At 56.0% G+C, this 22,678-nt stretch carries 21 protein-coding genes; 9 read left to right on the top strand and 12 right to left on the bottom strand.

Annotation, left to right across the window (positions count from 1 at the left end):
* Nucleotides 1-27 precede the first annotated feature (27 nt).
* Together treY and ATO67_RS07725 are read left to right on the top strand one after the other, a co-directional pair.
* Nucleotides 28-2,520 carry a malto-oligosyltrehalose synthase gene (gene treY, locus ATO67_RS07730; protein ID WP_082760198.1) on the top strand — a complete coding sequence of 831 codons (2,493 nt, stop codon included), beginning with the start codon at nucleotides 28-30 and terminating at the stop codon, nucleotides 2,518-2,520.
* Between the two features lie 125 nt (nucleotides 2,521-2,645).
* Nucleotides 2,646-3,359: an outer membrane protein gene (locus ATO67_RS07725; protein WP_067646423.1), complete on the top strand. Its 714-nt coding sequence runs from the start codon at nucleotides 2,646-2,648 to the stop codon at nucleotides 3,357-3,359.
* Nucleotides 3,360-3,430: 71 nt separating this feature from the next.
* Here the strand turns inward: ATO67_RS07725 and zwf are convergent, their stop codons facing one another.
* The 4 genes from zwf to ATO67_RS07705 form a co-directional block, all read right to left on the bottom strand.
* Nucleotides 3,431-4,942, bottom strand: a complete 1,512-nt coding sequence (zwf, locus tag ATO67_RS07720) for a glucose-6-phosphate dehydrogenase (protein WP_067646420.1) — start codon at nucleotides 4,940-4,942, stop codon at nucleotides 3,431-3,433.
* Between the two features lie 79 nt (nucleotides 4,943-5,021).
* The gene (locus ATO67_RS07715) at nucleotides 5,022-5,603 is read right to left on the bottom strand and encodes a histidine phosphatase family protein (RefSeq protein ID WP_067646417.1); all 582 of its coding nucleotides are present in this window, start codon (nucleotides 5,601-5,603) and stop codon (nucleotides 5,022-5,024) included.
* A 79-nt stretch (nucleotides 5,604-5,682) separates the two neighbouring features.
* Entirely contained in the window at nucleotides 5,683-6,519 is an 837-nt protein-coding gene (locus ATO67_RS07710; protein WP_067646414.1) for a GGDEF domain-containing protein, read from the bottom strand.
* Nucleotides 6,520-6,849: 330 nt separating this feature from the next.
* Nucleotides 6,850-8,058, bottom strand: coding sequence for an MFS transporter (locus ATO67_RS07705; protein WP_067646411.1), 1,209 nt, complete (start codon nucleotides 8,056-8,058; stop codon nucleotides 6,850-6,852).
* 308 nt (nucleotides 8,059-8,366) lie between these two features.
* Here ATO67_RS07705 and ATO67_RS07700 point away from each other — a divergent pair, with 308 nt between their 5' ends.
* The 6 genes from ATO67_RS07700 to ATO67_RS07675 all read left to right on the top strand — a co-directional run bounded on the left by ATO67_RS07700 (nucleotide 8,367) and on the right by ATO67_RS07675 (nucleotide 14,485).
* Nucleotides 8,367-9,059 carry a FadR/GntR family transcriptional regulator gene (locus ATO67_RS07700; protein WP_067647273.1) on the top strand — a complete coding sequence of 231 codons (693 nt, stop codon included), beginning with the start codon at nucleotides 8,367-8,369 and terminating at the stop codon, nucleotides 9,057-9,059.
* Entirely contained in the window at nucleotides 9,056-10,231 is a 1,176-nt protein-coding gene (locus tag ATO67_RS07695; RefSeq protein ID WP_067646408.1) for a PLP-dependent transferase, read from the top strand. The genes ATO67_RS07700 and ATO67_RS07695 overlap by 4 nt, the downstream gene beginning before the upstream one ends.
* A 38-nt stretch (nucleotides 10,232-10,269) precedes the next feature.
* Entirely contained in the window at nucleotides 10,270-11,529 is a 1,260-nt protein-coding gene (locus ATO67_RS07690) for an ABC transporter substrate-binding protein (RefSeq protein ID WP_067646405.1), read from the top strand.
* 115 nt (nucleotides 11,530-11,644) lie between these two features.
* Nucleotides 11,645-12,577 carry a carbohydrate ABC transporter permease gene (locus ATO67_RS07685; protein ID WP_065698557.1) on the top strand — a complete coding sequence of 311 codons (933 nt, stop codon included), beginning with the start codon at nucleotides 11,645-11,647 and terminating at the stop codon, nucleotides 12,575-12,577.
* 3 nt (nucleotides 12,578-12,580) lie between these two features.
* Nucleotides 12,581-13,411, top strand: a complete 831-nt coding sequence (locus ATO67_RS07680) for a carbohydrate ABC transporter permease (protein WP_067646403.1) — start codon at nucleotides 12,581-12,583, stop codon at nucleotides 13,409-13,411.
* A 3-nt stretch (nucleotides 13,412-13,414) separates the two neighbouring features.
* Nucleotides 13,415-14,485, top strand: a complete 1,071-nt coding sequence (locus tag ATO67_RS07675) for an ABC transporter ATP-binding protein (protein WP_067646400.1) — start codon at nucleotides 13,415-13,417, stop codon at nucleotides 14,483-14,485.
* Between the two features lie 20 nt (nucleotides 14,486-14,505).
* Here ATO67_RS07675 and ATO67_RS07670 read toward each other — a convergent pair whose 3' ends face one another.
* From ATO67_RS07670 to ATO67_RS07640, 8 genes are all read right to left on the bottom strand, one after another.
* A complete protein-coding gene (locus tag ATO67_RS07670) occupies nucleotides 14,506-15,801 on the bottom strand; it encodes an LLM class flavin-dependent oxidoreductase (protein WP_067646397.1) in 1,296 nt (431 codons plus the stop codon).
* Between the two features lie 14 nt (nucleotides 15,802-15,815).
* Nucleotides 15,816-17,156, bottom strand: coding sequence for an MmgE/PrpD family protein (locus ATO67_RS07665; RefSeq protein ID WP_067646394.1), 1,341 nt, complete (start codon nucleotides 17,154-17,156; stop codon nucleotides 15,816-15,818).
* Between the two features lie 2 nt (nucleotides 17,157-17,158).
* On the bottom strand, nucleotides 17,159-17,947 hold the full coding sequence (locus ATO67_RS07660) for an amino acid ABC transporter ATP-binding protein (protein ID WP_067646392.1): 789 nt from the start codon (nucleotides 17,945-17,947) through the stop codon (nucleotides 17,159-17,161).
* A gap of 12 nt (nucleotides 17,948-17,959) precedes the next feature.
* Complete coding sequence (locus ATO67_RS07655; protein ID WP_425352192.1) at nucleotides 17,960-18,673, bottom strand: amino acid ABC transporter permease; 714 nt, start codon at nucleotides 18,671-18,673, stop codon at nucleotides 17,960-17,962.
* Nucleotides 18,674-18,732: 59 nt separating this feature from the next.
* Nucleotides 18,733-19,485 (bottom strand): amino acid ABC transporter permease, encoded by a 753-nt coding sequence (locus tag ATO67_RS07650; protein ID WP_067646386.1) that lies wholly within the window; start codon nucleotides 19,483-19,485, stop codon nucleotides 18,733-18,735.
* A gap of 23 nt (nucleotides 19,486-19,508) precedes the next feature.
* Nucleotides 19,509-20,345, bottom strand: coding sequence for a transporter substrate-binding domain-containing protein (locus ATO67_RS07645; protein WP_067646381.1), 837 nt, complete (start codon nucleotides 20,343-20,345; stop codon nucleotides 19,509-19,511).
* A gap of 183 nt (nucleotides 20,346-20,528) precedes the next feature.
* The gene (locus ATO67_RS23710) at nucleotides 20,529-20,663 is read right to left on the bottom strand and encodes a hypothetical protein (protein ID WP_280940017.1); all 135 of its coding nucleotides are present in this window, start codon (nucleotides 20,661-20,663) and stop codon (nucleotides 20,529-20,531) included.
* A gap of 257 nt (nucleotides 20,664-20,920) precedes the next feature.
* Complete coding sequence (locus ATO67_RS07640) at nucleotides 20,921-21,436, bottom strand: cupin domain-containing protein (protein ID WP_067647270.1); 516 nt, start codon at nucleotides 21,434-21,436, stop codon at nucleotides 20,921-20,923.
* A 317-nt stretch (nucleotides 21,437-21,753) separates the two neighbouring features.
* On the opposite strand from ATO67_RS07640, the gene ATO67_RS07630 reads away from it, so the two are divergent.
* A complete protein-coding gene (locus ATO67_RS07630; protein WP_082760196.1) occupies nucleotides 21,754-22,641 on the top strand; it encodes a LysR family transcriptional regulator in 888 nt (295 codons plus the stop codon).
* Nucleotides 22,642-22,678 lie beyond the last annotated feature (37 nt).

The following is a 22,678-nucleotide window of genomic DNA, read 5'->3' as shown; positions in this document are numbered from 1 at the left end:
TCGGCTCCTCTCCCATTGGAGCCGCGAATGACCATCCCGACAGCGACCTACCGCATTCAATTCCGCAATGGCATGAACTTCGATCGCGCCGCCGCGATAATCCCCTATCTCAAAAAGCTCGGGATCAGCCATCTCTACGCATCGCCGATATTCACGGCGACGACCGGTTCGACACACGGATACGATATTACCAATGCCAACGAAATCGACCCTGCTATTGGTGGTCGCGAAGGTTTCGACAGGTTGGTGCAGGCTTTGAAGGCGGAGCGGCTCGGGCTCATTCTGGATATCGTGCCGAACCACATGGCGGCGTCGCTGGAAAATTCCTGGTGGAAGGATGTGATCGAACACGGCGCGGAAAGCCGATACGCCCACCATTTCGATATTGATTGGTCCCGCCGCCTGACGCTGCCTTTCCTCGGTACCGATTTCGAAGTCGCACTTGAAGCAGACGAAATCCAGATCAAGGCAGATCCGGCTACTGGCAAACCTTCGCTCTGTTACCATGACGCCCACTATCCGCTCAACCCTTGCTCCTATGCTGACCAAGAAGCGGATTTGCTCGAAACGACTGACAAAAAGTGTATCGCAGATATCCATAGTCGACAGCCTTACCGCCTCACATGCTGGCGTGATGCCAGCCACGATCTCTCCTATCGGCGTTTTTTCGAGGTCACCGGTCTGGCTGGCGTGAAGGTCGAAGATCCCGAAATTTTTGAAGATACTCACGGCCTTACGCTGGAGCTGGTTCGCAATGGCGCTGTGGATGGATTGCGCGTCGATCATGTCGATGGCCTGGCAAACCCCAAGGAATATCTGGAGCGCCTGCGTCGCGAAACCGGGCCATACTGCTATATTACCGTTGAAAAAATCCTTGGCGCAGGCGAGTCATTGCCCGCCGATTGGCCTGTCTCCGGAACCACCGGTTACGAATTCATTGCCTCCCTCAGCAATCTTTTCGTGGACCATGACAAGCTCGCCCGATTGCAAGCAGCCTATGAAGCCACCACCGGCCAGCCCGTTGATATGCCGTCGCAATTGCGCGAAGCAAAACTGCTGATGGCGGACAAGAACTTCGCAGGCGAGTTTGCTACGCTTCTCGCTCTGGCAATGAAAATTCTGGGTGAGGAGACGGGGAAGCCACATCCCGACGAAGAGAAAATACGGACTGCATTACGCGAGCTTGTCGTGTCGTTTCCAGTTTACCGAACCTATGGCACTAAAGATGGCTTGCCGCCGCAAAGCGATGCGGTGCTGGCCAAGGTCGTCAACACAATCAGCGCCGGCCCCAACGCGCCGGATGCGGATGCCCTAAGCAGCTTGCAGCGCATTTTGCGCAGCGGCGAAGGCCAAACCGCTCAGGAATTCAGAACTCGCTTTCAACAACTTACCGGCCCACTCATGGCAAAGTCTGTAGAAGACACGCTCTTCTACAGACACAACATGGCACTCGCCCTCAACGAAGTCGGCGCAGAACCTCTCCCTCACCCGTATTCGGTCGAACGGTTTCATGCCGAAATGGCGGAGCGACTTGCGCAGCAGCCAGATGCTCTGTCCGCCACTTCAACTCACGATACCAAGAGAGGTGAGGACGCGCGTGCTCGGCTCTACGCCATAACCGAAGCACCGGAACTCTGGGCAGATGCCGTTAAGCGCTGGCAGTCCATGAATGCCGGTTTCAAACAGATGCTGGACGACGGCTCCGCCCCGGAGCCCGCCGTCGAATGGATGCTCTATCAAGCCTTGGCTGGTGCCTGGCCCCGCGAACTGGAAACGACGGATCGGCGAGGTTTGCAGTCTCTCGAAGACCGATTTGCCGCCTATGTCGAAAAGGCGCTGCGCGAAGCCAAGCTGCGCACAAATTGGGGCGATAGCAACGACGTCTATGAAGACGCCGTCATTGGCTACGCTCGCAAGCTGCTCTCATCGGAAAACCAAACCTTCCTGAAAGACTTCGCCCGAACGCTCGTCCCCTTCATCAAAGCCGGATCATCAAACAGTCTCGCTCAAACCCTCATCAAACTCACAGCTCCTGGGGTGCCGGACATCTACCAGGGAAGCGAAGGCATCGACCTCAGTCTGGTTGACCCCGATAACAGACGTGAACCGGCTTTCGAAGCGCTTGACGCGCAACTTGCAGCAATTGGCGACAAGAAAGACGAGACTGCAAAACTGAAGCAGCGCCTTATCGCAAACGCTCTCGATATACGCCGTGCAGCACCCGAGCTGTTTGGCGCAGGGCGTTATTTGCCTCTGAAAGTTATAGGTAATGGTGCAGAATGCATCGTGGCCTATGCGCGGGTCGCAGTCGACGATGCCCTTATCGTTGTAGCACCACGTCTGTCGATGCGCGCTGATGTCGACGGTGGCCTCCATACAGTTGCTATCGACCTGCCAGATGAGCTTGCGCACCGCAAATATATGAATGTGCTGACCAAAACCGATGTTGAATTTGGTCGCGTTTTAGACGGGTCCCATGTGGCAAGAGATTGGGGCTTGGGGTTGTTTCACCGTTGCTAATACGCAACGCACTCACGCAACGTTGGATCACCAAGGCGAATTCCTTACGATATTTTGGACGGAAGACCCGACAACTGGCTAAATCAAATGGCGGCGGGGGCCGATTCTTTCGAAAGGTCTACCAAATGCAAAAGGTCGTTAAGTTGGCAGGCTTGCTAGCTCTCCTCGCATCCTCCGCAACTGCTGCTGACATGGTTGCTCAAACTGAGCCTGCCGTCGTTGCCAATCCAGGCGGTTTTTATCTCGGCTCTATCAGCAGCCTGACGTTCCCGGACAATACAAGCTTCTCCTCCGGCGGAGCGTCGTTCGATACGGATTATGATCTCGGTATGTATAGCGGCCTGCGCGCCGGCTACAGCTTCGGTTCATATGGCTTCGTTTCTCCACGCCTTGAACTTGAAATTGGTTACGGTACAGCCGATGTCAATGAGATCAGCAGTGGCGGTGTAAACTTCGGATCAGATTCGTTCGGCGACGCGCGCACGATCCAAGGTTTTGTGAACGCTTACCTCGATATTCCCACGAACACGGCGTTCACGCCTTACTTCGGTGGTGGTATCGGCGCGATGAACCTCGAACTGCATAAGCAAGGTGTTGCAGGCGTAGTCATGGATGATGACGACACCAAATTTGCCTACCATCTCGATGCAGGCGTTGGTATCGATCTCAACACGATCTCGTTCTTCAGAGACAGCACGCTGTTCAGCAACACGACGTTCGACATCGGATATCGCTACACCGCAGCTGATGACTTCAACTTCACGGCGCGCGATGGTTCAGCATCCAGCACGGATTTCAGCAGCCACGCTGTTGTTGCCGGTTTCAGACGCCAGTTCTAAAACCAAATTTTGATGTCTTGAAAAGCCGCTCTCGTAGCGGCTTTTTTGTTGGATGATGGGTTTGCGTGACGTCACCGTTCGTTGTGCCGGAGCGTCTCCCCCAACGGACGCCAAGTGCGCCCATCTCGCTCAATCAGGTCCTGCGCAGATTTGGGTCCGTCGCTCCCCGGCTCATAGTCTTCAGGTGATCCGCCCTTCGCCCAAAGATCAAGGAAAGGCTGAACAACGGCCCATCCGGCCTCGATGCCATCGGCGCGTTGAAAGAGCGTCTGGTCACCGACAAACAGCTCGTACAATAAAGACTCGTAGCCGGTGGTCTTGCTGATGTCGAACTGGTCTGCGTAGCGAAAATCCAGCGACACAGGCACGGTATCGACCGACTGGCCCGGTGACTTGATCGACAACTCCATGCTGAGCCCTTCATCCGGTTGAACCTGAATGACGAGGCGGTTGGGAGGAAGCTTTCGCGATACGTCCGTTTCACGAAACTGGGCAAATGGCACCCGTTTGAAGGTAACCACGATCTCCGTATCGCGGGCTGCCATTGCCTTGCCTGTCCGAAGATAAAACGGAACGCCCGCCCAGCGCCAGGTATCCGCGTAAAGCTTCAGAGCCACAAAGGTTTCGGTATTGGATTCAGGCGCGATGTCCTTGGTTTCCCTGTAGGCTGGAATCGTCGCGCCATTCATGGTTCCGACGGTGTATGCACCTCGCGCCGAGTGGGTTTGCGCTTCCTGAGGCGTGTAAATCCGCAGCGCTTCCAGCAGCTTGCTTTTTTCATTGCGGATAGCCTCTGCGTGGAAACTGTTTGGCGGTTCCATGGCCACCATGGCCAGAAGCTGGAAGAGATGGTTGGGGATCATGTCGCGCAAAGCGCCGGTCGCATCATAGAACTTGCCCCGCGAACCGACATCGACCACTTCTGCGGCCGTTATCTGTACGTGGTCGATGTAGTTACTGTTCCAGAGAGCCTCGATCATCATATTGGCAAATCTCGCCGTCATGATGTTCTGGACGGTCTCTTTGCCAAGGAAGTGATCCAGCCGGTACACTTGTTTCTCGGACACCGTGTTCAGGATTTGCGCATTCAGCGCGCGTGCAGAGGCCAGATCGGTTCCGAAAGGTTTCTCGATCGCTATCCGCCTGAATGCAGCGTCGTTTTCCGTTACAAGTCCGTGTTTCCCAAGTTTCTCGACAATCGTTCCGAAGAATTGTGGTGGAACGGCCAGATAGAAAGCGGCATTGCCAACCGTGGTTAAGGCAAGACGGTTGGAGATTTCCAGGAACACCTCATCCTTCGTGAAATCGCCGCTAATGTAGGAAATACGCTGTTTCAAGCGAAGCCAAGCCTGATCGCCAGAAACAGCTTCTGCCCCGCCAAGCCCCGCCAGAAAAGCTTCGAGCCGTTCTACAAGCATGGTTTCGTCGCCAGGCTCGATCCCTACGCCGAGGATGTGCAGATCGTCACCCACCAGTCCACTGCGTGTGAGATTGACCAATGACGGTATCAGGAGGCGGCGCGTGAGGTCGCCAGTGGCACCGAAGATGACGAGTGTAACCGGAGGGGCAGGTGCAGCGTCCAAAATCAGATCTCCAACAGTCGCGAGAGGCATTGTGGGTAAAATGTAGCTGTGAGAACGCTAGATCAGGTTTCAGACCAGACTATGTCTCGTTCCAGCTTCGAACAACCGGTTCACCCAGATTGTGTTCATAGCCGAGAACACTGATGCTCGTCGTGTCCAAAACAAAAAATGACCCTGCTTCTGCCCCAAAACCAAGCCATCTGGCCGCCAAAACCCGTAGAAAGTGGGAGCTTGAGAAGATCAGGACGTTGCCGTCAACGGCCTTGATTTTCTTAATGATGGCATCAGCACGCGCGGCGACATCAAAAGCCATTTCTCCATCCGGGCACCCGTCGCGGAAGACGTTCCAACCAGGATTGTGCATCTGGATTTCCTTGGTGGTTATCCCCTCATAGCGGCCATAGTCCCATTCGGCGAGATTATCGTCTATCTCGACCTCAGGACCAAAGCCCGCCAACTCACACGTTCTTCGCGCCCGTTGAGACGGACTGGAGAATATCGCGTCGAAGCCAATTGCGGGTATTCGTTTTTCCAGACGTCTCGCGGCAGCCTCGCCGTTTTCTGTCAGAGCTATGTCGCTACGCCCTGTGTGCCGTCCCGAAAGTGACCACTCGGTCTCTCCGTGTCGAACCAGAAAAATTCGAGGATAGTGCGTGCTCATAATGTCCACCTTGTTCCTTTGATATCGACGATATCATCATTTTGAACAGGAAACGAAAGGACTATGCGCGGCTTTGAACCTAAGTTTTTCTCACTGCAACGCGTGTTTTCGCGGCTTTGGCTCTTGCCAGCAGTTCAACGTCCTTGCTGTGAACGACGCGATTTCTTCCCGATGCTTTGGCAATATAAAGCGCCTTATCGCAGGCCGTATAAAGCGCTTCAAATGTGGAATGGTCTTCCCGATCTGCCACGCCACCGGAAATCGTCATGCGAAAACGCGATGCTCCTGCGATAAATGGTTGGGCGGCAACAAGCTCCCGGCACCGCTCAGCCAGCGCGAAACGCTCCGTAGGTGTCATCGCCGACACCAAAACCGCGAACTCCTCTCCGCCAATTCGAGCGACGGCTTTGCATTGCGCAAAGTTTTCCGAGAGGTTGGCCGCCACAGCGATGATGGCTTGATCGCCGATGTCATGGCCATATTGATCGTTGATCGATTTGAACTTATCGATATCGAACAAAATCAGTGATGAATTCTCAGGCGCGCGCGTCGCCTCCTCAAGAAAAGCCCTGCGGTTGAGAAGCCCGGACAACATGTCCGTTCTGCTTAACCGTTCGAAGGTGGCTCTCGAGATGGTGAGATGGTGGATAGCGAGGCCGACAACATAGACGATGGAAAAAGTCAGAGTTGACGCGACCAATGTGGAGATAATGACGCCAACGGTTGCTGCTGCAACAACGTCATAGGGGAGCCATCCGAGCGCATCCAGGCTGTAATGGGCCAACACATTTAGAACATCCGCTACGATGGTCACGCAAAGCGTTATAGACCACGCAAACGAAAGCACGTCGCGACGGGTCTCGAAGCGGTTTGTCGAGCATGCCTCTTTTACGTAACGGTCTATAAGGGCAAGCATAGCCGATGGCTCCATAATGCTCATAAGTTATGCTGGCATCGTCTGCGCTATAGAACGTTAAATGAATTTAAGAGTGATGAATTTACCCGTAAAATCCGTAGTGTTTATGAAGAATCTGGTTAGACGTTGGGCCAGAGTTACGGCGCGTGTTGGTCGAACGGCTCTGGTGTTCGATCAAATATGAGGAAGTCTACCTCCACGCCGACAAGCCCGCGTCTGCATCGGACTATATCTGACATTTTAGTTCCAGTTCCACGGGCCAAAACCGTGCAGCACATCAGGACAAGATACACTCGTCCTGATGTGGGTTGATTGCTTCTGCTCAAGCCCTCAATTGCGAGGCTGGAGGAGTGCCAAAGCGACGGTTGAGGCTGCCAGTATGGCCGTTAGGGTTAGTGGGCCTGCTGCACCATAGTTGTCAACGACATAACCTCCTACCACCGCGCCGATGCTGATGGCGACCTGAAATGAGACCACCATCAGGCTGCCGGTTGCTTCCAAGGCGTCCGGCGCGCTGCGAGACAAATTGGTCGGCAGCACGACCGGTGCCATGCCGAAGGCGAAGCCCCAGAGTGCGACGAGCGTAAATGCAATGGCTGCATACGCGCCCCCAATCACCAGAATGAGTGCCGCGAATGCCATCAGGGCAGCGGTGACCGTAAGCGCCATCCTGACACTCGCATCGGCCATTTTACCGCCAGCAACATTGCCGAGGACGGAGGCGATGCCGAAACCAAGCAGGGCAAGGGCTATCGATTGCGTATCAAGCAGCGTCACTTGCTCCAGGAAAGGCCGTACATAGATCGAACCAGCGAAATGTCCGGTCATGAGCAACAGGATGGCAAGCATGCCCAATTGAATGCCCCTCCGTCGCGTCAGCTTGAACACGTCGGCCAAGCTGTTGCTTGTGCTTGCAGGCAGAGTGGGCAGGCTGACCGCCTGCATCAGCATGGCAATGACCGCAAGCCCGGCCGTCATGGCCATGGCGGTTCGCCAACCCAGCCAATCGCTGATCAACGCGCCCATGGATGGTGCTGCTATGGTGGCCAGCGAGACACCGAGGGTCACGATGGCCATGCCGCGACCTGTTGCATTGGCACCAACCAGCCTTGCAACAACGGCGACGGAAAGTGCCCAGAAACCGCTCAGCGCAATGCCAAGTCCAGCTCTGCCTACCAGCAACAACCAGAATTCGCCGGCTGTGGCGGCAAGGATGTTGGAGCCGACCGCGAGCGCAGTAAGGGCAACCAGCACCGTTTTTCGGTTAATTTTTCCGATCAGAACGTTACTGAACAAAGCCGTTACGGCACCGACGGAAGCGGTGGCCGTGACAACCTGTCCCGCAGTTCCTTCACTTATTCCCAGATCGCGCGCCATCGGTGTTAAAAGTCCGGCTGGCAAGAACTCGGCAGACACCAGAGCAAAGCTGGTAGCGGCCATGGAAAGCACGGCAAGCCAGGTCGCTGCTGTCCACGCGGTGTCTTCTACCGCTTCACAATCACCGATTGGCTCATCGAGCTGTAAAGTTGTGTCCGTCATATCTATGTCTCCTACATCGCAGACATCTATAAACCGACTCTTCAGGATGATCTGTATCTTAAAATCCTAAATTCATGTCCAATCGTCCGGAATTGATGCGGCGCACAACGCCGACGATGAGTTTGTGACGTGTTCTCCTGAGTAAATCCAGCAGGGGCTCTCAGTGAAGTGAAAACGTAAAAGCGGTTGTTTCATGAAAGCAATGTTCTTGATAATTTTCTGACATCTGATAATCGGTAAGATGTCAGACCAATTATTGACTGTGGAGTCGGGGTTTTGGAATGGACAAATCGGCAGATAATCACCTGATGACGCCTTTGCCAACGGTTGACAGGGTGCGCCAGGTCGAGGCGGCACTTGCCGAATTCGTGAACAGGGCAGGGCTGAAAGCTGGCAGTCGCCTGCCTGCCGAGCGCGAACTCATGACAGCTCTGGGTGTTGGCCGTTCCACCATCCGTGAGGTCATTCGCAAATTTCAGGCGCTTGGCGTCATTGATAGTCGCAAGGGTAGCGGCAACTACCTGCTCAAGCCGATTTCCAGTGCCACCGTGCATATGCCGATTTCCATTGAGACGGAAAGCCTGCGCGACGCCTTGCTGATGACGCTGGAGGTCCGCCGCGGAATAGAGGTCGAGGCCTCGATGGCTGCCGCGCGTCGCAGAACGGACGGCGATATCGAGACCATGCGACTGCGGCTTGAGGAGATGGAGCGTGTCCATCTCGCCGAGGGCACGTCGGGCAAGGCCGATCTGGCCTTTCACCTCTCCATTTATGACGCCACCCACAATTCGCTGTTTAAGCAGCTTCTGGAGCAAATGCGTGAAGGCTTCGAGCGGTTCTGGTTGAAACCTTTCGATAGGCCGGACTTCGCAGCACGCTCCTTTCCTTTCCATCGCACGCTTTTCAACGCGATTGTCGCAGCAGATGCGGTTGCAGCGCGCGAAGAAACGCTGAAAATTCTCGCCATTGTCGAGGAAGATATCAAGGACATGTCCAAATGAGCCAAGGCAATGATCTCTATGATCCCGCATCTCTCATCGTTGCCCATGATGCAACACATGCTTTCGAGGCTGTGGTGCCGCCTATCGTCCAGACCTCGCTTTTCACCTTCTCAAGCTACGACGAAATGGTGGCCACCTATCGCGGCGAGAGGAATCGACCTGTCTATACGCGTGGATTGAACCCTACGGTTCGGATGTTCGAGGAGATGCTGGCGAAGCTTGAAGGCGCCGAGGATGCGCTGGGGTTTGCCAGCGGCATGGCGGCAATTTCCTCCACTGTTCTGTCTTTTGTTTCGCCTGGGGACCGTATCGTTGCCGTGCGTCACGTCTATCCGGATGCCTTCCGTCTTTTCGGCACCTTGATGAAGCGCATGAACATCGGCGTGACCTATGTCGACGGTCGTGATGAGGCCGCCGTCGAAAAGGCGATGCCCGGTGCGAAGCTTTTCTACATGGAAAGCCCGACGAGTTGGGTCATGGAAGCGCATGATGTCGGCGCACTGGCTGCGATTGCGCGCCGTCACGGCGCGATTTCGGTGATCGACAACTCCTGGGCGAGCCCGATCTTTCAAAAGCCCCTGTCTCTCGGCGTTGATCTGGTCGTGCATTCCGCCTCGAAATATCTCGGCGGCCATAGCGATGTGGTATCCGGTATCGTTGCGGGCTCGAAAGCCATGATCGATACTATCCGTGCCGAGGCCTATCCGTATCTGGGCGGCAAGATGTCTCCGTTCGATGCCTGGCTTTTGATCCGCGGATTGCGCACCCTGCCCATCCGCATGAAAGCGCATCAGGAATCGGCGCTTGAAATCGCCTCGCGTCTGCAGACGCTCGATGTCGTCGAAACCGTTTGCCATCCCGGTCTGGTCAACCGCCTGCCGCCTGGCCTCAACGGAACGTCCGGCCTGTTTTCATTCATCTTCCGCGAGGGCGTGAATGTCAGGGCCTTTGCGGATCGTCTCGAACTTTTCAAACTTGGTGTTTCCTGGGGAGGACATGAAAGCCTGATCGTCCCCGGCGAAGTGGTACTCGAACAGAAGGCGCAGCCGAATTCAGCGCATACGTTCGGTATCAGCCCGCGCTCCGTGCGCCTGCATGTCGGTCTTGAGGGTACTGAAGCGCTCTGGAACGATCTTGAACCTGCGATCAGGGAGGCATCTGCCACCGCCTGACGCGTTGACGAACGACGACAAAAAAACGGGAGAACGCAATGAAAAAACTGGTAGCAGCAACACTCTTTACCGTCTTGATGGCCGGAACGGCACTGGCGGACACGACCTTGAAACTCGTGGAAGTCATCACGAGCCCTGAACGCACCGAGACCCTCAAGGGCCTCGTCTCCAAATTCGAATCCGCCAATCCCGGCACAAAGGTTGAGATCGTCTCCCTTCCATGGAGCGAGGCATTCCAGAAGTTCGCCACCATGGTTTCGGCTGGCGACGTTCCCGATGTGATTGAAATGCCAGACACGTGGCTGTCGCTCTATGCCAATAATGGCTTGCTTGAAAGCCTTGAGCCCTATCTGGCAAAGTGGGAACACACCGCCGGTCTGAGCGCACGCACTCTGGAGCTTGGCCGCGACGTCAAGAACACAGCCTATATGCTGCCCTACGGTTTTTACCTGCGTGCCATGTTCTACAACAAGAAGCTGCTTGAGCAGGCAGGGGTGAAGGAACCGCCGAAGACGCTCGTAGAATTCGCCGATGCCTCCAAGAAGATTGCCGCCATCCCCGGAAAATACGGATATTGCCTGCGTGGCGGCCCGGGCGGGCTGAACGGCTGGGTCATGTTTGGCGCGTCCATGGCTGGCTCCAACGAGTTTTTCACAAAGGACGGACAGTCCACCTTTGACAGCCCCGGCTGGGTGAAGGGTCTCACTTATGTGGTCGATCTCTACAAGAACGGCTATGCGCCAAAAGACAGCGTCAACTGGGGCTTCAATGAGATCGTCGCAGGGTTCTATTCCGGTACATGCGCTTTCCTCGATCAGGACCCGGATGCTCTGATTGCTATTGCGCAGCGCATGAAAGCCGAAGATTTCGGCGTGATGACGATGCCGAAGGGTCCAGATGGCAAGACGTTCCCGACAATCGGCTTTGCAGGTTGGTCGATGATGGCGTCGTCCAAGAGCAAGGACTTGTCCTGGAAGCTGATCGAAACACTGGAGGGGCCTGAAGGCAACATCGAGTGGAACAAGAAAACCGGTGCGCTTCCCGTTCACACCTCGGCAGAAAAAGATCCGTTCTATGCCAGCGAGCAGTTCAAGGGTTGGTTCGATGAACTGGCAGACAAGAATGCCGTACCGACGACCATGCCGACCTATCTCGAAGAATTCGCGTTCTTCAAGGACTCGCTTGTCATCAAGTCATCGCAGGAGGCTCTTCTGGGTGACATCACCCCGGAAGAACTCGCCAAGCAGTGGGCTGACTACATGACCGAGGCTCAGCAGAAGTTCCTGAAATCGAAATAATCGAGACAGGCAGCGCGTGAAGATCCACGCGCTGCCTGATCACCGCTTCGATTGAGAAACAAACGAGATCAGCGCATGGCGCCACCCGTTGCCGTCTTTCGCTGGGGAGCATCTGATGTCCTATACCCAAAGCGCCGGGCCTGTGGCTCCGCGTAAACCCGCATTGCAACGTCTGGCAAGAGCCGCCGAACCGTGGCTCTACAGTGCACCCGTCCTGGTCCTTATCATCACGGTCATGATGGTGCCGCTGGTTTTGGGCTTGTCTTACGCCTTTCGCGACGTTCAATTGCTCAACCCGTTCTCCGGAGGGTTTATAGGGCTAGACCATTTCAGAGAGCTGTCGCAGGACGTCGCTTTTTATCGCGCATTGAAGAACACGCTTTGGTGGACCGGGGCTTCGGTCTTTCTCCAATTCTTCTTCGGGCTTATCCTCGCCCTGCTTCTGGACAAGCCTTTTGCGGGCCGTGGGGTGGTGCAGGCGCTCGTCTTCCTTCCCTGGGCCGTGCCGACCTTTCTTGCCGGGCTCAACTGGGCGTGGCTGTTCAATCCGGTCATCGGTCCGCTGCCGCATTGGATGACGTCGCTGGGGCTACTCTCTGCGCCCAACAACATTCTCGCGGATCCGCATCTGGCCATGTGGGGTCCGATCATCGCCAATGTCTGGTGGGGCATTCCGTTTTTTGCGATCACGTTGCTGGCCGCCTTGCAGGCAATTCCCCGTGATCTCTATGAGGCCGCATCGATTGATGGCGCAACGCCGCTTCAGCGCTTCACATCCATCACGCTTCCGTTTCTGGCGCCGACCATAGCGATCACCGTTTTGCTGCGCACAGTCTGGATCGCCAATTTCGCCGACCTCATCATCGTCATGACCAATGGCGGACCGGCCGACCGAACGCAGATCGTTGCAAGCTACATCTTCACGCAAGCCTTCAAGCGGCTCGACTTCGGTTACGCATCCGCCATCGCGCTGGCTCTGCTCGTGCTTCTGCTCGCCTATTCCATGGTCATCGTCATCATGCGCCAGCGCCTCATCGAGAAGGATTGATCCATGACAGGTAGGATTTTTCTCACCATCGCGCATCGCTTCGCGCTTCTTCTCTACGTTATCTTCGCGCTATTCCCGCTTTTCTGGCTCCTCAAGGTGTCGGTTACGCCCAACGATCTTCTTTACAGTGAAGGCGTGCGGATGTGGCCGTCGCATACGACGCTCGATCACTATCGTTACGTCATCGAGAACAGCGCGTTTCCCACTTTCTTCAAGAACAGCGTCATCGTCGCAGGCTCGACAGCGTTTGCGGTGACCATCCTGTCTTCGCTGGCCGGTTATGCGCTGTCGCGCTTCCGCTTTCGCGGCAAATACTGGATCATCGGGTTGATGCTTGTCACGCAGATGTTTCCGCTCGTCATGCTGGTCGCGCCCATCTTCAAGATGCTTTCGCCCTTGGGCCTGACGAACAGCCTGACGGGCCTCGTCATAGTCTACACGGCGTTCAACGTACCCTTTGCGACTTTTCTCATGCAGTCGTTTTTCGACGGTATTCCAAAGGACCTCGAGGAGGCGGCGATGATCGACGGTGCCAGTCGCTTCACGGCGTTCAGGCAGATCATTCTGCCGCTGACCCTGCCCGGTATTGCCGCAACGCTCGGCTTTGTCTTCACGGCAGCGTGGAGCGAGCTGCTCTTTGCCTTGATGCTGATTTCCGGAAACGAAAGCGCCACATTCCCGGTTGGTTTGCTGACCTTCGTCTCGAAGTTTTCGGTCGATTTTGGACAGATGATGGCGGCAGGTGTGCTGGCGTTGATCCCCGCATGCCTCTTCTTCCTGCTCATTCAACGATACCTCGTGCAGGGCCTGACGGCCGGTGCGGTGAAAGGATAATCCATGGCTTCCATCGAGCTTAATCGCGTCGCCAAATCCTATGGTGATCATCCCGTCCTGCACGGTGTCGATCTTTCCATTGCCGATGGCGAATTCGTCGTCCTCGTCGGCCCATCGGGCTGCGGAAAGTCCACGCTTCTGCGCATGATCGCGGGTCTTGAAGAGATCACCTCCGGTACGCTCATTATCGACGGACAACTGGTCAACGATCTCAAGCCGAAGGACCGGGATATAGCCATGGTCTTTCAGTCTTATGCGCTCTACCCGCATATGAGTGTGGCAGACAATATGAGCTACAGCCTGCGTTTGCGGAAAAGCCCCAAGGAGGTAATCGCGGCAGCGGTTGCCTCGGCATCCAGCAAGCTTGGGCTGGACCCCTATCTCGCGAGGCGTCCAAAGGCGCTCTCAGGTGGACAGCGCCAGCGCGTCGCCATGGGGCGAGCGATTGTGCGCCAGCCGAAAGCATTCCTCTTCGACGAACCGCTCTCGAACCTGGATGCGCGCCTTCGCGAGCAGATGCGGGCAGAAATCAAGCGCATGCAGGCCGATCTGCGCGCCACCTCCGTTTATGTGACCCACGACCAGATCGAAGCCATGACGCTCGCATCCCGGATCGTTGCCATGAATGACGGCTACGTTCAGCAGATCGGCGCGCCGCTCGATCTTTATGATCGTCCGGCCAATCTGTTCGTCGCAGGCTTTATCGGTTCACCCGGAATGAATTTCATTGCAGGCCGGTGCGTCCAGGGGCCGGATGAAAGCGCAATGGCGCTGCCGGATGGCAGCGTGTTGCCACTTCGACGACGGATTGCCGTGCAAGACGGCGAGGCGATAACGCTCGGAATTCGACCCGAACACGTTGTCGTCGCTCCTGATGCGGAAGGCATTGAGGCCAAGGTTGACCTTGTCGAGCCAACGGGCCTTGGCATCATCCTGCATCTGGCAGTCCACGGAATGCCCTTCAAGCTGTTTTCGTCAGACCGGGCGCTTTTGCAGCCGGGCAAGTCCATCACTGTCGGATTGCCGCCGGAAAAACTACATGTCTTCGACGCGAAGGGCGACCGTATCGACTGAATTGGCGGTGGCAGCCGTCGTCACAGCGGCGGGCGCGCCAGACCGAGATGATCGCGCAGAGTTGACCCCTCGTATTCCGTGCGGAACAGGCCTCTTTCCTGAAGGATCGGGACGACCAGCTGCGTGAAATCCTCAAGCCCTTCCGGGAAGAAGGGCGGCATGACGTTGAAGCCATCGGCGGCGCGTCCGTCAAACCATTCCTGCATACGGTCGGCAATTTCGACTGGCGTGCCAAGAACGATATGATGACCGCGACCGGCGGCCACACGCAGGGCCAATTGACGGATCGTCAGGCTTTCGCGGCGTGCGAGAGCGGTCAAGAGTTCGGCCCGGCTGCGCAACTGGTCCGATATCGGCAGATCCGGCAGAGGACCATCGGGATCGTAGTCGGCAAGGCTGTGGCCAATGCGCTCTTCGAGAAGCGGCATCGCGCTTTTCAGCTCGGTCCACTGGTCAAGCTCGGCAAGTTTTTCCGCAGCTTCCTTGGAGGTGCGCCCGACGACCGGCAAAAAGCCGGGCATGACGGCCACATCATCGGGCTTGCGACCGAATTTCTCGACGCGGGATTTCAGGCTTTTGTAGAACGCCTGCGCTTCGGCAAGGCTCTGCTGTGCCGTAAACACCACGTCAGCCGTGCGGGCGGCGAGATCCTGTCCGGGGCCTGATGAACCGGCCTGGATAAGGATCGGATGGCCCTGCGGAGAACGGGGAATGTTGAGTGGACCCTTGACGGAGTAATATTTGCCCGCGTGGTCAAGCATGTGCACCTTGTTCGGGTCGGCATAGATGCCGTTCTGCTTGTCCTTGATAAAGGCGTCATCATCCCAACTGTCCCACAGGCCGCGGACGACATCGACAAATTCTTCTGCCACCGCGTAACGTTCGTCATGCTCGGGGTGAGACTTTGAGAAATTATTCGCCGTGCGGGCATAGGATGTCGTCACGATGTTCCAGGCGGCGCGGCCATGGCTCAGATGGTCGATTGAGGAGAAGGAACGCGCCGTGTGGTAAGGCTCGCCATAGGTGGTGGAGGACGTTGCAGCGAGACCAATCTTCTCAGTGACAAGCGCAAGGGCTGCAAGCAATGTCAGCGGTTCGAACCGAGCGATGGTCGAGGGATGCGCGTCCACGCCGCTGGTCAGGCCATCCGCCAGGAAAACCATGTCGAACTTTGCCCGCTCGGCCATTTGCGACACGCGGCGCAGCAGATCGAAGTTTTCGCTGCCTGCTTCCGCCTTCGGGTGACGCCAGCCGGAAACGTGGTGGCCCGCACCCTGAAGGAAAAGACCCAGATGAATTTGTCTCTTGGCACTCATGGTAAAATCTCTCGTCAAACGAAGTTCTGATTGAGCAGTTCAAGAAGCCGGGCAAAATCTGCCTCACTCCTCATGCTGCGGACAAGGTCTGGAATATCTGCAAAAGCCGGGTTACCCGCTGTCGCGTCCTGGAATTTTTGGGTTGGATCGGTCACGCCCGGCAGGCCATCGAAGCGGCGCTGTATGGTGCTGCCATCTTTGAGCGCAATGTCCAGAACGACGAAACGCGTGGTCGGATCACTCGTCATCCGCGGCGCCGTTTCATCATGTTGGCGGCTGGCAAGGCTGGCGAGCGCCATGATGCGGTTCTCGACCGGACGTTCATCGAAATGGTCAAGCCGCAAAGCGCCGTCGAGCAAGGCTGCGGAAAACACATATTCCGGGCTGAACCGTGCTTCGATGCCATTGCCAGGCTTTGTCACGACCAACGCCGCATCCGCACCGGGCGGATAGGTGAAGGTGATCCTGTCAATCTGCTCGGCTTTTAGCCCTTCAGCGTGGAGTTCGATGCCGAGTGACGCGACAGGATGGCTGGCCGTGCAGCAGGGATAGGCCTTGAGCGTCAGGCCGGGGGAGAGGATCTGCCATGGGTCGCCCCAGTTTTTGCTCGTCAGTTCTGGCTGTCCTGCGCCAAACGCATAGGCGGCGTAGAAACTGACCGGGTTGTCCAGAAAGTCGGGCGCGCCACCGAACCCAGCCGCTGCCAATCGCGCCGCGAGCAGGCCGGACCGCGCCGCCATGCCAGCATGATATGGCTTTGCATCAAACCCGAACTGCAATCGCAGCCCGGCGGCCTGTGTTGCGGCCAGTCCAAGCGAAATGGCTGTCTCTTCCACCGAAGCGCCGCTCAGGTGACAGATCGCGGCTGCGACACCCACAGGACCAAGCGTTGCGGTGGCGTGAAATCCGTTTTCATAATGCTTGGAGCCCACAGAAAGCCCCAGCCGCGCCATAGCTTCCAGCCCCACAACGTAAGACGCGATGAAAGCATCTGCACTGAAGGTCCTTTCAGCGGCAAGCGCCAGCAGTGCTGGCACAATGACCGTTGTTGGGTGCCCTCGCAGGCTCGCATGAACATCGTCATAATCAAGCACATGGCCCGCATAGGCGTTCAACACTGCCGCAACCAGCGGATCTGTTCGTCTTGCCTGACCGACAAGGATTGCCTTTCCCGGCAAATCTGCGCCGATGACGTCCGCGAGCACACCCGCCGTGCGGTTGTTGGCGCCAGCGATCATGCAGGCAAGAAAATCTGTTATCGCCGTGCGCGCCGCATCCATTGCGGCTTGATCCCCGCTTGGATCGGATTGGACGATTGCCTTGGCAAAGGCAGTCGTGAATTTGGCATTCTCCATGGTCAGATACCTTCGCCGTCACGCACTGAGGCACGGGCGCCGGACAAGCCGCCGACGAATTGTCGGATACGGGAATTGTCGGAATCGTGAAAAATCTCCTTCGGCGAACCATGAGCAACGACGCGGCCGTTTTCCGTAAACACCACCGTGTCGCTGATTTCTTCGGCAAAACGCATTTCGTGGGTAACGAGGATGCTGGTCATGCCATCGCGGATGAGGTCACGGATGACCCACAGAACCTCGCCCACCGTTTCAGGGTCGAGCGCCGATGTCACCTCGTCAAACAACACGAGTTCCGGCTTCATGGCCAATGCGCGTGCGATTGCCACACGCTGCTGTTGGCCGCCGGAAAGCTGGCCGGGATAGGCATCCGCCTTTTCAGACAGCCGGACTTTCTCCAGCAATTCACGCGCAAGTTTCTCGGTTGCGGTACGGTCGGCACCCAGAATGCGCGTCGGCGCAAGCACGATATTGTCGAGAACGGTCAGATGCGGAAACAGATTATACTGCTGGAACACGATGCCGACCCGCTTGCGCAGTTCAATGCGCTCGCTTTCTTTCGTCAGCGTGTCTACCCGTGTGCCCGCCACGGTGATCCGACCGCTTTGCGGCATGGCCAGCGCGTTGATACAACGCAGCAGGGTTGATTTGCCGGAGCCTGAGGGGCCTATGATAGAAACGGCATCACCTTTGTTGACGGTGAGATCAATGCCCTTGAGCACCTGCGTGTTACCGAAAGACAGGTGAACGTCTTCCAGTTTCACGATCGCGGTATCTGTGGATGTAGTCATCGTCAAAATCCTTCAGCCCGCGTTGAAACGCTGTTCGAGGCGGCGGGTAAGCCGGGATATCGGGTAGCAGAGCGTGAAAAACGCAGCCATGACAACAACATAGGCGATAATGGTGAAATCAAGTCTGCGCACCGCTGTGCTGGCATCGGTTGCCGCATGCATCAATTCGTGGACGCCCACCAGGGATGCAAGCGATGTGCCCATGGCAATCGAAGAAGCGACATTCATCCATGGCGGCAGTGAGCGGCGCACACATTGCGGCAGAATGACGAAGCGCAACGACTGCTTGCGGGAAAAGCCAAGCCCCTTGGCCGCTTCCCACTGCGTCGTCGGTATGGAGAGCACGGCACCCCGGGTGATTTCGGCTATGTAAGCGCTGGCAAGAATGGCAAGGCCGATCACGGCCTTGATCCAGTCCGGAAACGCCAGATAATTGCCGAACACCACGATCTCAAAGGGAAAGATATAGGTGGTCGCAAAGATCAGAACGAGCGCCGGTGCGTTGCGAAAAATCTGAACGTAGATGGCAGCCGGCCAGCGAATGAACCAGTAGGGCGCCAGTTGCATGAGGCCGAGCAAAACACCTGCCGTCGTGCCGATTGTGATCGCACAGAGCGTGATCACGATATTCATCGAAAAGCCGGAAGCAAGATAGGGCAGCCACATCACCAGTTCCTTGCCCAGAGTCAGGTCAATAAGGGACCAGACAACGACCAGCAGCGGCATGGCAAAAAAGCCGGCATAACGCAGAATACGGCTGCTTTTCTTGGGTGCATGGTTCTGTGTCATGCTGATAACCCATATCCCGGAACGGCCAGCTTTCGCTCCACCCACGAACCGGCGCGGGCGATCAGAAAATTGATCAGGCTGAAAAAGGCGAGAAGGACAATCATCAGCTCAACGACGTTGTCGCGCTGTGTCCAAACCATAATCGATGCATAGGTGATTTCACTGACGGCAATGGCATTGCCCACGGTTGTCGATTTGACCAGGCTGATAAGCCCGTTGACGATGGCGGGCAACGAGGCGCGGAACGCGAGGGGTATCTGCACGTAACGCAGGATTTCGAACTGGCTAAACCCCATGCCTCTTGCGGCTTCAATCATAGACGAGGGCACCGCTTCGATGCCGCCACGGATCGCTTCCGCATGCAACGCGGCCACATGCAGCCCAACCACGGCAACCACCCAGAAGAAAGGAGACAGCGGATTGTTCTGTGCGCCACCGAATAGGTTGGAGACAAATGTGTTGAGCACGAGAAAGCTGAACATGAGTTGCACAAGTGTCGGCGTGTTGCGCGTGAGTTCTACGAAAGCACGCACCGGCGCAGACAGCCAAAGCCTGCCTGAAGTCAGGCAGGCTGCAAAAATCAATCCGAAAACCAGACTGACGGGAATGGTGACGGCAACAAGATAAAGCGTGGTGATGAAACCATCTCGCCAGATTTGCGCCTCGTAACCCGTCGCCAGAAATTCATAATTGAGACCAAGCCTGCTCGTCAGATCGACGAACAGGCTCGTGAAATTTACATCATTCATCAGGATTTACCGCTGGCTTCCGCTCATTGTACGGCAGAAAGCTTCTTGTTCTCTTCCTCGAGGTACTTGGTATTGAGCAAGCGGTTTTCCTTCGCCATCTCAAGCAGTTTGCCTGATGTGTGAAGCTTCTTCACAGCGTCATCGAGAGCGGTCTTGGTGTCTTTTTCGTCCTTGCGCAGCCAGATCACGGAGTCGGACGGGATCAACTCTGTCGGAAACGGAATGGCAAAGTCTTTCCACTCGTCGGCCCGGTCAACAAGCAGCAAGCCCACGGTCGCACCGACATGGACGGCTGCAACGCAGTTGCCGCCCTGAAGTGCCAGCAGCGATTCAGGCTGGCTTGGCAGAGCCTTTACGATGGCTCCATATTCTTCCGCCAGTGGCTGGGCGTAATTCGAACCCTGGGAAATGCAAACCGGCTTGCCCTTGAGATCAGCCCAGTCTTTCAGGCCGCTATCCTTGCGCACAACGGCAGCGCCACCCGCACGGTCATAGGGTGTTGGCACATAATCAAGGATTTTTGCGCGTTCTTCGGTGTACTGCATGTTGGCGATAAGGATATCGACTTTGCCCTGCTGCAGAAACTGCACGCGGTTTGGCGGTGTTACGGTGACTGTCTCCAGCTCGACACCGAGATCTGCGGCCAGCGCTTTCGCCAGGTCAACATTGTAGCCTTTTTGCTCCTGCGACTTTGGATCGATAAAGCCAAACGGCGCGCCCGAGAGAATAACGCCCACAGTCAGCTTGCCCCGGCCCTTGATCCGATCCAGCGTTGCGTCTGCAAAAGCCTGAGTGCTCGCCAGTGTTGCGAGCGAAATGGAAACCCCGAAAATAACTTTGGTAATGGCTTTGGCAAACATCGATGACTCCCTGTTTCCGGCAAAATAGACAAAGGGCCCGCTCTCGGCGAGGAGAGATTTTCCAAGAATACGGCTGCAAATGAAATAATTTTACACTGATAGGAAATATGGCCACCTTATTCTCGTGCAGGAGCCGGATGTCTGTTCCGATGGTGGTGATGCAGGTTTTTGTGGCTATAGCGCCTATTTCGTTCGTTCAAGGTCTTCCAGCAGCGCCTCTATTTCCTGCGAGACAGGGACATCAGGCGGGTGATCCAGTTTGGCGCGCTGGCGATAGGAGGGGCTCTTCACATACCAGTCGATCAAGGCTGATGCCACCTCGACCGCTCTCTCATCTGTTTTGCTGACGTGGTTCTCTTCACACCAGGCAGTATGAAACCGGTCTATTTCTTGAAGATCATGTGACGAAAGCAGAGGAAGAGAAGCGTTGGCAACGCGAGGATCCATTTTGCACCGCATATGAGCAATTTCGGGTAGTCGAAAACAACAAACCTGGTGGTTATTTGTTCCGTCAGGCCATCGCGCATCTTGGTGAAGAGCATCTCGCTTTGCAAACCTTTTTGTTTGTTCGCCAATCATCGCTGTGTGGTATCAAACTTTGTCGGCTGCCATAGATCATTCAAGCCACCTGACGCACCAAGAACGGGATCGCTGTTCGGTTTCGGCAAGGATTCTATTGTGGCCAGCATAGGGGATGTCGCAGAAGAGCGCTGGATATCGGCACATTGGCCTGGAGGATAGGCGCCGACCACTTGAAAGTCTGGCGAACTCTCAATGTTGCGGTGCCCCGTTCCGGCGGGCAATATCACGCAATCCCCCTGGCCGACATCCACCACGGGGCCATCAGGTCCCCCGATCTGAAGCTTTGCGTGGCCTCGCCCGATGCATAGAGCCTCATGCGCACCGCTGTGGTAGTGGTGATAGTCGAACACGCCATTGCGCCAGATGCCCGTCCATCCGTTTGAGGAGAACATTGTTTCAATGGCATGAGAGCTAGAGGCCATCTCAATCTGCCGGTAGACGATCACAGGAAAATTTGGGTTGTTCGGCACCCATTCGCTTTCAGTCACCATGAAATGTTCAGTCTGCATGCTCATGGGTATCGGCCTCGTTAAAACGTTATGTTCTGCTTCTGATAACCATCAAGCAACTGTCCGGTTCCTGTCGATAAATGCTGCTTCGGATCATCATGGTCGCAGCGTGATGCGGTTCGATCACATGGAAAATCAAATTATACGCGTTGCGAATTTCCGCTCACCCTGGCTTGACGTCGGCGATGCGACCGGCTGTCACCTGTTACGTTCGAAAAGCAGCAAAAACGTAACCTGAGAGTGTATACGAAGCTCGCGGGCTATTCAGCTTGATGAAAGCCTTCGGTTATGTGAGGCTGTTTCCCGGAGTACCTTCAATGAATGCCCGCCAACTCGAAATTTTCCGCACCATCATGCGCGATGGATCAGTGACCGCGGCCGCCAATTCGCTCGGTGTTTCCCAGCCCGCTGCGAGTAAAGTGCTTCACCATCTCGAGAGCCAGCTTGGTTACAAGTTATTCGAGCGGATCGGTGGACGGTTGATCCCCACGATGGAGGCTCATCTTATCTACGAAGATGCGGATCGGATTTTTCGCGAGCTTGAAGTGCTGAAGCAGCTGACACGCACAATTCGCGAACGCAAGCTCGGGCTCTTGCGCATCGGTGCAAGTCCACCGATTACCTACTCGATCATTCCCCAAGCGCTGCTGGAGTTTCGGCAAAATCACCCGACCGTGAAGGTCCATCTCCAGGCCCTGCCAAAAAAGGAAGTTGCAGAGCAGTTGATCATTGGTGACATTGATCTCGCATTGACGCTTTCATCGATCCAGGCGCCAACAATCCGTTCGGAAATCCTGAGCGTTGTGCCGTTGATGGCCGTCATGCGTGAGGACGATCCACTGGTTAAGCTTGACCGCGTTACGCCTGATGTTCTGGAAGGTCGCTCGCTGATATCGTATGACAACAATTCCTCGATCGGCCCCCAGATCGAGAATGCATTCAGAGAAGCGGGCTACAGCCGCGACCTTGCAATCCAGCTATCATCGTCGGTCGGTGCAATGCCGCTCGTTTCCGGCGGGCTCGGCATCGCTTTGGTCGACGGTCTGGTTCGATGGAATGACTTTCCGGGATTGACGGCACGTCCCTTTTACCCTGCCATCAATATGCACCTCGCCGTTTCGGTGAATACTGCCCGGCCGACATCGCGTTTCTTCAAGCCGTTTATGGCTTCACTTCGAAGTGCACTTGAGATGCAGATTCGCTGACCGCTATGGCGTCCTTTGCGGATTCCGCGGTTCATGG

The sequence above is a fragment of the Agrobacterium bohemicum genome, from assembly GCF_001562555.1.
GTDB lineage: Bacteria > Pseudomonadota > Alphaproteobacteria > Rhizobiales > Rhizobiaceae > Agrobacterium > Agrobacterium bohemicum.
The sequence above is the reverse complement of the archived record's forward strand: the minus strand, read 5'-3'. Positions and strand labels throughout refer to the sequence as shown.

Coding starts and splice junctions, on each gene's coding strand:
- treY (WP_082760198.1), top strand. CDS start 28: ATGACCATCCCGACAGCGACCTACCGCATTCAATTCCGCAATGGCATG.
- ATO67_RS07725 (WP_067646423.1), top strand. CDS start 2,646: ATGCAAAAGGTCGTTAAGTTGGCAGGCTTGCTAGCTCTCCTCGCATCC.
- ATO67_RS07715 (WP_067646417.1), bottom strand. CDS start 5,603: ATGAGCACGCACTATCCTCGAATTTTTCTGGTTCGACACGGAGAGACC.
- ATO67_RS07710 (WP_067646414.1), bottom strand. CDS start 6,519: ATGCTTGCCCTTATAGACCGTTACGTAAAAGAGGCATGCTCGACAAAC.
- ATO67_RS07705 (WP_067646411.1), bottom strand. CDS start 8,058: ATGACGGACACAACTTTACAGCTCGATGAGCCAATCGGTGATTGTGAA.
- ATO67_RS07700 (WP_067647273.1), top strand. CDS start 8,367: ATGACGCCTTTGCCAACGGTTGACAGGGTGCGCCAGGTCGAGGCGGCA.
- ATO67_RS07695 (WP_067646408.1), top strand. CDS start 9,056: ATGAGCCAAGGCAATGATCTCTATGATCCCGCATCTCTCATCGTTGCC.
- ATO67_RS07690 (WP_067646405.1), top strand. CDS start 10,270: ATGAAAAAACTGGTAGCAGCAACACTCTTTACCGTCTTGATGGCCGGA.
- ATO67_RS07685 (WP_065698557.1), top strand. CDS start 11,645: ATGTCCTATACCCAAAGCGCCGGGCCTGTGGCTCCGCGTAAACCCGCA.
- ATO67_RS07680 (WP_067646403.1), top strand. CDS start 12,581: ATGACAGGTAGGATTTTTCTCACCATCGCGCATCGCTTCGCGCTTCTT.
- ATO67_RS07675 (WP_067646400.1), top strand. CDS start 13,415: ATGGCTTCCATCGAGCTTAATCGCGTCGCCAAATCCTATGGTGATCAT.
- ATO67_RS07670 (WP_067646397.1), bottom strand. CDS start 15,801: ATGAGTGCCAAGAGACAAATTCATCTGGGTCTTTTCCTTCAGGGTGCG.
- ATO67_RS07665 (WP_067646394.1), bottom strand. CDS start 17,156: ATGGAGAATGCCAAATTCACGACTGCCTTTGCCAAGGCAATCGTCCAA.
- ATO67_RS07660 (WP_067646392.1), bottom strand. CDS start 17,947: ATGACTACATCCACAGATACCGCGATCGTGAAACTGGAAGACGTTCAC.
- ATO67_RS07655 (WP_425352192.1), bottom strand. CDS start 18,673: ATGCCGCTGCTGGTCGTTGTCTGGTCCCTTATTGACCTGACTCTGGGC.
- ATO67_RS07650 (WP_067646386.1), bottom strand. CDS start 19,485: ATGAATGATGTAAATTTCACGAGCCTGTTCGTCGATCTGACGAGCAGG.
- ATO67_RS07645 (WP_067646381.1), bottom strand. CDS start 20,345: ATGTTTGCCAAAGCCATTACCAAAGTTATTTTCGGGGTTTCCATTTCG.
- ATO67_RS07640 (WP_067647270.1), bottom strand. CDS start 21,436: ATGCAGACTGAACATTTCATGGTGACTGAAAGCGAATGGGTGCCGAAC.
- ATO67_RS07630 (WP_082760196.1), top strand. CDS start 21,754: ATGAATGCCCGCCAACTCGAAATTTTCCGCACCATCATGCGCGATGGA.